This is a genomic window from Methylocystis sp. sgz306128 (genome assembly GCF_056032725.1).
Genome location: NZ_JBVYWO010000011.1, coordinates 45514 through 57654, shown reverse-complemented (window position 1 = coordinate 57654; position 12141 = coordinate 45514). Strand labels below are relative to the sequence as shown.

The following is a 12141-nucleotide window of genomic DNA, read 5'->3' as shown; positions in this document are numbered from 1 at the left end:
AATGCACATGACAGTTGCAAAACGCGCGCTAAATATCACCAACACGGCTTCACCGATAGGAATTTTCATGAGTGACACAAGTCTGCACACCAAGGCATTGGGGCAAAATGTAGCCATCCCGCAGGAGCCTCGTGCCGATGTGCTGGAAAAAGTGCCGAATCCGCACCCCGATGCTGATTATGTCGCGCGGTTCACCGCGCCGGAGTTCACATCGCTCTGCCCTGTAACCGGACAGCCGGATTTCGCCCACCTCGTGCTCGATTATGTTCCCGGACAATGGCTTGTCGAATCCAAGTCGCTCAAGCTCTATCTGTTCGGCTATCGCAATCACGGCGCATTTCATGAAGGCTGCACGGTGCAGATCGCCAAGGATCTGATCAGCCTGCTGGAGCCCAGATGGCTGCGAATCGGCGGATATTGGTATCCACGCGGCGGCATACCCATAGATGTCTTCTATCAATATGGCGAAGCACCAAAAGGCATATGGATACCGGATCAGGGCGTGCAGCCCTATCGCGGAAGAGGCTGAGACCTCAGCGCCAGTTCGCGCCCGTATCGAGCGAATAGCGGCGGTAATCCTGCCGCTTCCACATCCGCTCGAACTTTTCAGCAAAAGCCTGAACGGTCTGACGGTCACGGAATATGAGCAGATCATTATCCTGATATTTTAGGCCGGATGCCGAAAAATTGGCCGAACCCGTGCGCAAGGTCGCGCCGTCCACAGTGAATCCTTTCAGATGCATGATCGCCGGCTGCGGCGGTTTGAAGCGAATCGCAACATTCCCCGCTGCGACAAGGCGATCAATGACAGCCTGATTGCGCATGCTGATGCGCCTCTCGCTTCCATCAAGATAGATGCGAATAACAACATTGCGCGCCGCCGCGCGCGTTAATGCTTCAACAAACGCCTTGTCGGTCAGGACATAAGCGGCCAGATCAATATCGTGCTGCGCGCTGTCGATCAGGCCGACATCAATCCTCTCCAGATTTTCAGCCGGCGCATAATGAATCTCATAAGGGCCCGGCTTACCGCCGGATTTCTCCACCGCCACAGGCCCGGCCATGCGCGGGTTGACATGCGGCCAGCGGGCTATGATGCCCAGCACCAGCATACCTCCCAGCGCGAAGGAGAAATATTTGCGACCGCTGCGAATCTTGCTTCTCCGAATACAATAATAGGTTGTAATTACGCGCTAATACAATGCAAAGCAAGTATAACACGTCAACCAACGAAGAAGATAAGTTCAAGAGGCGCTAAAAACTGTCAGGCCTGCGAAATTGTCTTTGCGACCTGAGCCAGAGCTTCCGGATAGGCAATATGTTCCTGCTCAAGCACCCGGGACGCGAGATCATCCGGCGTATCCCCCGGCAGAACCCTGACCTTGCGCTGCAGAATGATCGGCCCTTCGTCCATTTCCGGCACGACGAAATGCACAGTGCAGCCATGCTCGGGCGCGCCGTCGGCCAGCGCCCGCTCATGCGTGTGTAATCCCTTGTACGCAGGCAGAAGAGAGGGATGAATATTGATCATGCGCCCCTGCCAGCGATTGACAAAATCGGCTGTCAGCAGGCGCATGAAACCGGCCAGACAGATCAGGTCTATCTGGTTTCGCGTGAGGACATTCTGGATTTCAGCTTCAAATGCAGCGCGGTCCTTGCCAAAATGCTTATGATCGATAATGCAGGTGGCAATGCCGTGCTCCCGGGCAAAATCGAGCCCGGCGGCGTCAGGCCTGTTTGAAATGACCAGAACAATCTGCGCAGGAAAATCCGGCGAGGCTGCCGCACGCACGAGACTGCGCATGTTCGAACCGCGCCCGGAGATAAAAACGCAGGTGCGAACGCGGCGGCTCAAAGGGCCAATGTCCCGATAGTGGTTATGCGCTCGCCGCCGCCTGACCGGGTAACCCGGCCAAAGCGCACGGGCTTTTCGCCCGCCGCAGCCAGCGCCGCCAGTGCGGATGGAGCATCGGCGGCGGCCACCACTACCACCATGCCGATGCCGCAGTTGAAGGTGCGCAGCATTTCACGCTCTGCCACATTGCCCTCGCCCGCCAGCCAGCGGAAAACCGGCGGCAACTGGATGGCGTTCAGATCAAGCTCCGCGCCCAGACCTTCAGGAAGCACGCGCGGAATATTATCAGGAAAACCGCCGCCGGTGATATGGGCGAGCGCCTTCAACGGCACGCCGTCCCGCAGCACCTTGAGCAATGGTTTGACATAAAGGCGCGTCGGCGTGAGCAAAGCTTCCGCGAGGCTGGCGCCGGGCGCGAAAGGTGCAGGATCCTGCCAGCCCAGACCACTACGCGCGACGATCTTGCGCACCAGCGAGAATCCGTTCGAATGCACGCCCGAGGACGCCAGTCCGATGAGCACATCACCTTCGGCGACATCGCCGCGCGGCAGTAATCTGCCCCGCTCGGCGGCTCCGACGGCAAAACCCGCAAGGTCATAATCGCCCTCGGCATATAGGCCGGGCATTTCCGCAGTTTCGCCCCCGATCAGCGCGCAGCCGGATTCGATACACCCTCTTGCAATGCTCTTGACGATATCGGCGCCTACACGCGGATCGAGCTTGCCGGTGGCGTAATAGTCAAGGAAGAACAGCGGCTCCGCACCCTGAACGATGAGATCGTTGACGCACATGGCAACAAGATCGATGCCGATATGGGTGTGAATGCCGCTTTCAATCGCGATTTTGACCTTGGTGCCGACACCATCATTGGCCGCAACCAGAATAGGGTCGCTGAAGCCGGCCGCCTTGAGATCGAACAAACCGCCAAAGCCGCCAATTTCAGCATCGGCGCCGGGCCGGCGCGTTGCGCGCACATGTGGCTTGATATTTTCCACCAGCGAATTGCCCGCGTCGATATCAACGCCTGCATCGGCATAGGTGAGTTTGGATTTGTCCTGCGTCATGGTCACCTCTTGGCGATCGGTTACAAGGTTACATGCTCCAAGGCAAGGGTAGACAGACTTAACCACATCCCAATGCTAAAAAAGATCGACTTTTGCCTGCATTCGACGCCATAACGGGTCCTTGAGGAGAGGTGCGTTGAAAGTTTACAATAATCTCCCCAATGTCATAACCATTTTACGGCTGCTGCTTGTGCCGATGGTTATTGCGCTCATCGCATCGGGCTGGTGGTTGACCGCCTTTGTTCTTTTCGTTGTGGCGGGTGTTTCCGATGCCATTGACGGCTTCCTTGCCAGACATTTCAACCTGCGCACGGAACTGGGCTCATATCTCGATCCGCTGGCCGACAAAGCCCTTCTCATCTCCATATATGTTGCGCTGGCGATCATCGGAGTGGTGCCCGTCGCGCTGGCTTTGCTCGTGGTCTTCCGCGATGTCATGATCATCAGCGCTATCATCATTTCGTGGCTGATGTCGAACCCGGTGGAAATCCGACCGGTATTTGTCTCCAAGGCAAACACAACGGCGCAGATCGGCTTTGCCGCTTTGATTCTGGGCGCCAAAGCGTTCCTGGTACCGCTTGGCATATGGTTTGACGTGGCAATGATCATCGTCATAGCGCTGACCCTGACATCAACCGCAGTTTACCTTGGCCAATGGTTCAGGCATATGACGTCTGCGCACCCTCCGCGAGGCCCCGTCACGTGAATGCAAACCGTCAAATCATATTCTGGGTTCTGCTGCTGGCTCTGACCGGCTGGTTTATCTATGCGCTCAGCAGCGTCATGCTGCCTTTTGTAGCCGGATTGGCGCTCGGCTATTTGCTCGATCCCTTCGTTCGCCGTCTCGAGCGCCTCGGCCTGTCGCGCCTCTGGGCAACCCTGCTCATTCTTGTCATCTGCGCGTTGGTTCTGGTGGTTCTGACGCTGTTGCTGGGGCCGGTGCTTGGACGCCAGCTTACCGGCCTGCTGAACCATTTTCCGATTTATGCCGCCCGTCTGCAAGAACTGGTGCAGACGCAGGTTGATGCCTTCACCCAAACTTATGGCGATACGATTCTCTCGAAACTGGGCATGAAAGCCGGCAGCAACGGCGCATTCGATACGCAAAAGACGATCGCGGATTTCGCCGGTCAGGCCAGCCAATGGGGCCTGAGCTTCATCCGGTCGCTGCTCTCCGGGGGCGCTGCACTCATTTCGCTCGCCTCGCTGCTCGTGGTGACGCCGGTTGTCGCATTCTACATTCTGGTGGACTGGGACAAAATGATCACCACAATCGACGGCCTGCTGCCCGTGGCGCAGCGCGCGACGATCCGGCTCATCATGCATGATATCGACCGCGCCCTTGCCGGTTTTATCCGCGGCCAATCCGTGGTGTGCCTGATACTTGGCCTCTGGTACGGTCTGGGCCTGTCGCTCATCGGGTTGAACTTTGGCTTCCTGATCGGTTTCAGCGCCGGTATTCTGAGCTTTATTCCCTATGTCGGTTCACTGACGGCGCTGGTTCTCTCGCTGCTGATTTCGATTGTTCAGGGCTGGCCGCATTGGACTTTGACCACTCTGTCCCTTTGCGTGGTGGGTTCCGGGCAGTTTCTGGAAGGCAACGTGCTTTCTCCCAAGCTGGTTGGCGCCTCGGTTGGGCTGCATCCCGTCTGGCTGATGTTTGCACTGCTGGCCTTTGGTTCGGTATTTGGCTTTATCGGGCTGCTGATCGCGGTTCCGGTGGCGGCGGCCATGGGCGTATTGGTGCGCTTTGCGCTCGCGCAATACCGCAAAAGCCCCTATTATCTCGACGGGTCGGCCCAATGACACGCCCGCCGCTGCAATTGCCGCTGGACCTGCCGCTCAAGCCCAGATTCGGCGCTGAGGATTTTCTCGTTTCCAGTTCGAACGAAGCCGCTTATGCCATGATGGAAAGCTGGCCGGAATGGCCCTCTCCGGCATTGCTGCTGGTTGGCCCATCGGGGTCCGGCAAGAGCCATCTTGGCGCGATTTGGTCGCAGCGCAGCCACGCCTCGGTTCTGTCGATCACTGCACTCGGCCAGACCGATCCGCTGGCCTTGACCAAGGCACCCGCCCTGCTGATCGAGGATCTGGACAAGATCAACCGGCTGCCCGACGAAACCGAAACTGCGCTTTTTCATCTGCTCAACGCCGCAAAGGAACGAGGCCTGCCGCTTGTGCTGACATCGGGCCTCGATCTCGACCGGCTGCATTTCAAGACGGCCGATGTGCGCTCGCGCCTGCGGGCTTTTGGCCGGGTCGAGATTGGCGCGCCAGACGATGCCCTGCTCCGGGCCGTCATTGTCAAATTGTTCGTAGACAGACAGCTCGTGGTCGACGTCGGCGTAGTGGAATATCTGGCGCTGCATCTGGAACGCTCGCTCGAGGCTGTGCGCAGTGCAGTGAGTCTGCTCGACAGGCAGGCGCTGGCACTCGGCAAGCGGATAACGCGCGCCATGGCTGCCGATATCGTAAAAAAGATTGACGATTCCATAGCTGATGCCCACCATTGATGTCATGTTGCGGTCATAGAAACGCTATACCCGCAGAGAAAACCAAGAACAGGCAATGCAAACCATGAAACCGGCCATTCCCGCTCTGGAAGAACTCTCAAGTGTAAGCGAAGAGCTTCCCGCAGACAGGTTCATCAATCGGGAACTGTCCTGGCTGGAGTTCAACCGGCGTGTGCTGGCCGAGGCATCCAACACCAGCCACCCCCTGCTTGAACAACTGCGCTTTCTCTCGATTTCAGCCAATAATCTCGATGAATTCTTCATGGTGCGCGTTGCTGGTCTGCGCGGTCAGGTGCGTGAAGGCGTGACCACGCCGAGCGACGACGGCCTGACCCCCGCGGAGCAATTGTCCCGTATCGGTGAACGGGTTGCCGTTCTGGCCAGCGACCAGCAGGCGCGCTGGCGCGAATTGCGTGAAGACGTGAAGCAGGCCGGCATTGTTATCGTGGAACCCTCGGAGCTTAGCGTCACAGAACGCAAATGGCTGGAGGATCACTTTCTGCTGCATGTCTTTCCCGTTCTGACGCCGCTGGCGGTGGACCCGGCTCATCCGTTCCCGTTCATTCCAAATTTCGGCTTCAGCGTTGCGCTGGAACTGGTGCGCCCGAACGATGGCCGCCGCCTTAATGCCCTGATCCGCCTCCCCAACAAAATCGACCGTTTTATCCGCCTGCCGGACGCAGAAAACTCCAGCGTTGCGCGCTTCATCACGCTGGAACATGCCATTGCCGCACATACGGGGCAGTTGTTTCCCGGCTATCTCGTCAAGGGACATGGTGCGTTTCGCATCCTGCGCGATTCCGATCTTGAAATCGAAGAAGAAGCCGAAGACCTTGTGCGTCTGTTTGAATCAGCCCTCAAAGCCCGCCGGCGCGGCGTCGTGATCCGTCTTGAAATCGACGCCAATACGCCGGAAGCGCTGCGCAAATTCGTCGCCAACGAACTCCATGTCGCCGATGACGAGGTGTTCAACGTCAACGGCATGCTGGCACTCAACGACCTGTCTTACATCGTGGGATTGGAGCGGCCGGATCTTAAATTCAAGCCATATAACGCGCGTTTCCCCGAGCGCGTGCGTGACAATGGCGGAGATTGTCTGGCGGCTATCCGGCAAAAGGATCTGGTCGTTCACCACCCCTATGAATCTTTCGACGTGGTGGTTCAGTTTCTGGCACAGGCCGCGCGCGACCCCAATGTCGTCGCCATCAAGCAGACATTGTACCGGACCTCAAACGACAGCCCTATTGTCCGGGCGCTGATCGAGGCGGCGGAAGCCGGCAAGTCGGTCACGGCGCTGGTTGAGCTAAAAGCCCGGTTTGACGAAGAAGCCAATATCCGCTGGGCGCGCGATCTTGAACGCGCGGGCGCTCAGGTGGTGTTCGGCTTTATCGAATTGAAGACCCATGCCAAGCTTTCGATGGTGGTGCGCCGCGAAGGCGGAAATCTCGCCACCTATTGCCATATCGGCACCGGAAATTATCACCCCATCACAGCGCGAATCTATACGGACGTGTCGTTCTTCACCGCTGATCCGGCCATTGCCCGCGATGTTTCGCACATTTTCAACTATATCACCGGCTATGCCGAACCGGCCAGCCTTGAGCGCATGTCCGTCTCGCCGATTTCGATGAAAGCCCGGCTGCTGGAGCATATCGCTCAGGAAATGAGCTTCGCCAAGGCCGGAAAGCCAGCGACAATCTGGGCCAAGTGCAACGCTCTGGTTGATCCGGAGATTATCGATGCCTTTTATCGCGCCAGTCAGGCGGGCGTGAAGATTGAACTCGTCATACGCGGCATTTGCTGTCTGCGCCCCGGCGTGCCCGGCCTTTCTGACAATATCCGCGTCAAATCCATCATAGGGCGCTTTCTTGAACACGCGCGGATCTATGTCTTTGGCGGCGGATATGCCCTGCCGCACCCCAAGGCGCATGTCTACATCGCATCAGCGGATCTTATGCAGCGCAATCTTGATCGCCGTGTGGAAGTGATGGTGCCAATTCTCAACCCGACCTGTCATGATCAGGTTCTGGATCAGATCATGGTGGCCAACCTGATCGACAACCAGCAGAGCTATCGAGTCTTGCCTGATGGATCAAGCGCGCGTATTGAGGCCACAGAAGGCGAAGAGCCTTTCAATGCGCATAATTACTTCATGACCAATCCGAGTTTGTCAGGCCGTGGAAAATCACTCAAAGAATCAAGCCCACGCACTCTCTTCCGCCGCGTCGAGGGGCGGTGATCGGCCCAGCGTCGTTCTGGACGCGCCCGGACGCATTGATTGCGGCAAACCCACCGCTATCGTAGATATCGGCTCGAACTCGGTCCGTCTTGTCGCCTATGAGGGCGAGGGGCGGGCTCCGACATCCATATTCAACGAAAAGGTGCTCTGCGGCCTTGGAAAAGGCGTAGTGACAACAGGCCGCCTGAACGAAGAGGCCATAGCCAAGGCGCTGTCGGCGCTGCGCCGCTTTCGCATACTCTGCCAATCGATGAATATCGGCCAGATGCACGTAATTGCTACGGCCGCCGCGCGCGATGCGCAAAACGGCCCGGATTTTCTTGCCGCAGCGCAGGCCGCCATCGGGGCTCCGATCGATCTGCTCTCAGGCCAACGCGAGGCAGAACTTTCCGCTCTCGGTGTTGTGTCTTCCTTTCATAAGCCCGAGGGGGTTGTTGGCGACCTTGGCGGCGGTTCGCTGGAAATCATTGAAGTCAACGGCTCGAATATCGGGGCCGGCGTATCGCTGGGGCTCGGCGGACTGGCTCTGATGGACCGCTCGGGTAAATCGATAAAGACAGCAGCCAAAATAGCGCGCGATTCTCTCAAGCAGGTACCACAACTGAAGTCTCTCAAAGGCAAGAGCTTCTACGCTGTCGGTGGCACTTGGCGCGCTCTGGCCCGCCTGCACATGATGCAGCGCAATTATCCGCTCAACGTGATGCATAATTACGTCATCCCTGCCCATGAGGCAGAGGACTTTGCCTTGCTTGTCGAGCGGGTCGAAACGGACGCGTTGGTATCCATCGATGCAGTGGCCTCGCAGCGCCGCCCCCTGCTCGCCTATGGCGCTGTCGTGCTCGATGAGATCATCCGTATTGCAAAGCCCCGGCAGATCGTCATTTCCGCCATGGGCGTGCGCGAGGGTCTGCTCTATGAGCGCATGTCCGCCGACATCCGCGCGCAGGACCCTCTGCTCACCGCTGTGCATGACCTCAACCTTCTGCGCTCGCGCAGCCCCGATCATGGTATTGACCTTTTCAACTGGACCGACACATTCATCCGCTCGACCCACATGCTGGAAACGCCGGAGGAGGAGCGCCTGCGGGAAGCAGCATGTCTGCTGGCTGACATCGGCTGGCGCGCGCATCCTGATTACCGGGGCGAACTGACCCTCAATACAATTGCCCATGCGGCTTTTATGGGCATCGACCATCCGGGCCGGGCTTTTCTGGCCATGACGGTCGCCTACCGGCATCTCGGCGTGGGCGAGAGCGTCAGTGTACCCTTGCGATCGCTGGTCACTTCGCGGATGCTGGATCGTGCCCGGATCATTGGCGCGGCCATGCGGGTGGCCTATATACTTTCCGCCGCCATGCCGGGCATCCTCGCGCGCACGGCGCTCGTCTGCTCGAAGGACAAGGTCATCCTCACCCTGCCCCGCAGCCTCGAAGACCTCGCCTCCGAGCGGCTGCTTAACCGCCTGCGCCAGCTGGCAAGGCTCATCGGCAGGGATGCGCTCATTGTCATCAGGGATGATGCTTCCCCGGCCTGAGGGCGTCATGCAATTGTCACCCAGCCGGGCTAATTTCCAGTCATGGATGACTTTCTTTTTTCATATGCAGAACCCGGCACGCCGCCTGTCAAGCGGCATGTCATCCGCATCATCGAGAGAGCGACGGGCCAGCCCTATCTGAAGAGGCTCTATCTCGAAAGTCAGCGCACCCGTTGCGCCCAGTCGAGCTTCTTCGGCGATGCCGTACGCCTTCTCGATCTCGATGTGAAATATGATGCCGAAAAGCTAACCGCCATCCCGGCGCAAGGCCCGCTCGTGATCGTCGCCAACCATCCCTATGGCGTCTTGGATGGCATTGTTATTTCATGGCTGATCGAACAGGTGCGCAAGGATTTTCTCGTTCTGACCAATGCCGTGCTGCTTCGCGCGCCGGAAATTCAGGACCATGTTCTCGCGGTCGATTTTTCCGGCACGCCGGAAGCAATGCAGACCAACATTCGCTCACGCGCCCGCGCCCGCGCGCATCTTGACGCCGGAGGCGCGATCGTGGTTTTCCCTGCTGGTGGCATATCCACGGCGCCGGACAAGCTGGGACGCAAACCCGCCATTGATGCGCCCTGGGGCACATTTACCGCCAATCTCATCCAGCGCAGCCGCGCCCCGGTGGTGCCGATCTGGTTTGCGGGCCAGAACAGCCGATTATTTCAGATCGCCAGCCATCTGAGCCTGTCGCTCCGGCTCTCGCTGGTGTTCCATGAGGTGCGCAGCAGAGTGGGTACAATATTGCCGGTGGTGATCGGCGCGCCGATACAGCATCAGGAACTCGCCGCCTACACGGACCGGCAGCAACTGATGGATGAGTTGCGCCGCCGCACCTATCAACTTGCCGCCGAACTGCCGCTGGCCGATGGCGCCCTCCCGGGCAAACCTCATCGGCTACGCTCTGCCCGGTTTAAAATGCGCGCCAATCACGCGCTGCGCAAGTTGATATACCGGGACCGGACAATCAGCACCGGCCATTGAGTCTGCGATTCTCAAAACAGAAAAAGCCCCGCGCCGGCGACGGCGGGGGCCTGATTTTACATGCAGAACGATGCGCTCGTCTCAGCCGACGATTTCGTTGCCGGAGAAGAACTGTGCGATTTCCTGAGCTGCAGTTTCAGGAGCGTCCGAACCATGCACGGAATTTTCGCCCATCGAGAGAGCGAATTCCTTGCGGATGGTGCCCTCTGCCGCATTGGCGGGGTTGGTTGCGCCCATGACATCGCGGTAACGCTGAATGGCGTTTTCGCCTTCGAGAACCTGCACAACCACCGGCGCGGAAGTCATCATCTCAACCAGTTCGCCAAAGAAAGGACGGGCCGAATGCACGGCATAAAAGGTCTCAGCCTGAGCGCGGGTCATGTGGATGCGCTTCTGAGCAACGATACGAAGGCCGGCAGCCTCAATCTTGGCATTCACCGCGCCGGTGAGGTTGCGCTTGGTGACATCAGGCTTGAGAATTGAAAAAGTGCGTTGCACAGTCATATTAAACTCGCTGTTTAAGTGAATGAAAATGAAGATAATTCTTCATCTTTTACAAACCCGGCCCACCTTTGGCGGCCGGATAGCCCGAAATTTAAACGCGCCGGAAAACCAGCGAAGCGTTGGTACCACCAAAACCAAATGAATTTGACAGTACTGTGTCGATTTTCTTCGATTTTGCGACGTGAGGCACCAGATCGATCATGGTTTCGCGCGACGGATTGTCCAGATTAAGCGTTGCCGGGGCCATGTGATCCCGAATGGCGAGGATCGAGAAGATCGCCTCGACCGCACCGGCAGCCCCCAGCAGATGACCGATCGACGATTTTGTCGAAGACATGGTCAGACGCCCTGCTGCGTCTCCGGCCAGACGCTCGACCGCAGCCAGTTCTATGTCATCACCCATCGGCGTTGATGTCCCGTGCGCGTTGACATAATCAACATCGGCCATGGTGATTCCCGCCCGGTCAAGAGCCGCCTTCATGCCACGATAGGCGCCATCGCCCTCGGGGGAAGGCGACGTGATGTGATAGGCGTCACCAGAGAGGCCATAGCCCACCAGTTCGGCATAGATGCGCGCGCCGCGCGCCACAGCATGTTCGTATTCTTCGAGAATCACGCAGCCCGCACCCTCGCCCATGACGAAACCGTCACGATCCCGGTCATAAGGGCGGGACGCTTTGGACGGCGTGTCGTTGAAATTGGTCGAAAGCGCCTTGCAGGCCGCGAAGCCTGCAAGCGAAAGCCGGAAAATAGGTGACTCGGTCCCGCCGGCTACCATGACATCGGCATCGCCCAGCGCGATAAGCCGCCCGGCATCGCCTATTGCATGCGCACCCGTCGAGCAGGCAGTGACAACGGAATGATTCGGCCCCTTGAGGCCATGCGTGATCGAAACATAGCCCGACGCCAGATTGATAAGACGTCCCGGAATGAAGAAAGGCGAAATCCGTCGGGGGCCACGTTCGTTCAGAATAATGGACGCATCGGCAATGCCGTTGATGCCGCCGATGCCCGAGCCGATCAATACGCCTGTGCGGGTCTGATCTTCGTAGGATTCCGGCTTCCAGCCGGAATCGGAGAGCGCCTGCGTAGCGGCGGCCATGGCGAAAAGGATAAAATCATCGACCTTCCGCTGATCCTTCACATCCATCCATGTATCGGGATTGAACGATCCATCCGTGCCGTCGCCGCGCCTTACCTGCGCAGCTACTTTGCAGGCAATATCCGACACATCGAAAGAATCAACTGCACGAACACCGCTCTCGCCCGCAAGCAGGCTCTTCCAGGTATGATCCAGATTGCCGCCGAGCGGTGTAACCATGCCCATGCCAGTAACAACGACACGACGCAGCCCCGATATCTTTGACAATGCCATACCTACCCCTCACTGCCAGCCTGACTGCACACGATATGCAGCAAGCTGCCAATTGCCCCAACGATATATATAA

The 12141-nt window shown here is 58.2% G+C and carries 12 protein-coding genes; 7 read left to right on the top strand and 5 right to left on the bottom strand.

What is annotated here, in order from left to right; translation table 11 throughout:
* Positions 1 to 67: 67 nt before the first annotated feature.
* Complete coding sequence (gene queF, locus AC0N03_RS14415; protein ID WP_474289514.1) at positions 68 to 529, top strand: preQ(1) synthase; 462 nt, start codon at positions 68 to 70, stop codon at positions 527 to 529.
* A 4-nt stretch (positions 530 to 533) separates the two neighbouring features.
* Here queF and AC0N03_RS14410 read toward each other — a convergent pair whose 3' ends face one another.
* From AC0N03_RS14410 to purM, 3 genes are all read right to left on the bottom strand, one after another.
* On the bottom strand, positions 534 to 1106 hold the full coding sequence (locus tag AC0N03_RS14410; protein ID WP_474289513.1) for a phospholipase D-like domain-containing protein: 573 nt from the start codon (positions 1104 to 1106) through the stop codon (positions 534 to 536).
* 158 nt (positions 1107 to 1264) lie between these two features.
* The gene (purN, locus tag AC0N03_RS14405; protein WP_474289512.1) at positions 1265 to 1855 is read right to left on the bottom strand and encodes a phosphoribosylglycinamide formyltransferase; all 591 of its coding nucleotides are present in this window, start codon (positions 1853 to 1855) and stop codon (positions 1265 to 1267) included.
* The gene (gene purM / locus AC0N03_RS14400) at positions 1852 to 2919 is read right to left on the bottom strand and encodes a phosphoribosylformylglycinamidine cyclo-ligase (RefSeq protein WP_474289511.1); all 1068 of its coding nucleotides are present in this window, start codon (positions 2917 to 2919) and stop codon (positions 1852 to 1854) included. Before purM ends, purN begins: the two co-directional genes overlap by 4 nt.
* Before the next feature lie 136 nt (positions 2920 to 3055).
* Between purM and AC0N03_RS14395 the strand changes: the two genes are divergently transcribed.
* The 6 genes from AC0N03_RS14395 (at position 3056) to AC0N03_RS14370 (ending at position 10189) form a co-directional block, all read left to right on the top strand.
* Positions 3056 to 3625, top strand: a complete 570-nt coding sequence (locus AC0N03_RS14395; protein WP_474289510.1) for a CDP-alcohol phosphatidyltransferase family protein — start codon at positions 3056 to 3058, stop codon at positions 3623 to 3625.
* Positions 3622 to 4725 (top strand): AI-2E family transporter, encoded by a 1104-nt coding sequence (locus tag AC0N03_RS14390; RefSeq protein WP_474289509.1) that lies wholly within the window; start codon positions 3622 to 3624, stop codon positions 4723 to 4725. The genes AC0N03_RS14395 and AC0N03_RS14390 overlap by 4 nt, the downstream gene beginning before the upstream one ends.
* Positions 4722 to 5432: a P-loop NTPase family protein gene (locus AC0N03_RS14385; RefSeq protein WP_474289508.1), complete on the top strand. Its 711-nt coding sequence runs from the start codon at positions 4722 to 4724 to the stop codon at positions 5430 to 5432. Before AC0N03_RS14390 ends, AC0N03_RS14385 begins: the two co-directional genes overlap by 4 nt.
* 64 nt (positions 5433 to 5496) lie before the next feature.
* On the top strand, positions 5497 to 7671 hold the full coding sequence (locus AC0N03_RS14380; protein WP_474289554.1) for an RNA degradosome polyphosphate kinase: 2175 nt from the start codon (positions 5497 to 5499) through the stop codon (positions 7669 to 7671).
* Positions 7610 to 9205 (top strand): exopolyphosphatase, encoded by a 1596-nt coding sequence (gene ppx / locus AC0N03_RS14375; RefSeq protein WP_474289507.1) that lies wholly within the window; start codon positions 7610 to 7612, stop codon positions 9203 to 9205. Before AC0N03_RS14380 ends, ppx begins: the two co-directional genes overlap by 62 nt.
* A 42-nt stretch (positions 9206 to 9247) precedes the next feature.
* Positions 9248 to 10189 (top strand): lysophospholipid acyltransferase family protein, encoded by a 942-nt coding sequence (locus tag AC0N03_RS14370; RefSeq protein ID WP_474289506.1) that lies wholly within the window; start codon positions 9248 to 9250, stop codon positions 10187 to 10189.
* Positions 10190 to 10270: 81 nt separating this feature from the next.
* Here AC0N03_RS14370 and ndk read toward each other — a convergent pair whose 3' ends face one another.
* On the bottom strand, positions 10271 to 10693 hold the full coding sequence (gene ndk / locus AC0N03_RS14365) for a nucleoside-diphosphate kinase (protein ID WP_474289505.1): 423 nt from the start codon (positions 10691 to 10693) through the stop codon (positions 10271 to 10273).
* A 91-nt stretch (positions 10694 to 10784) separates the two neighbouring features.
* Positions 10785 to 12044, bottom strand: coding sequence for a beta-ketoacyl-ACP synthase II (fabF, locus tag AC0N03_RS14360; protein ID WP_474289553.1), 1260 nt, complete (start codon positions 12042 to 12044; stop codon positions 10785 to 10787).
* Between the last annotated feature and the right edge of the window lie 97 nt (positions 12045 to 12141).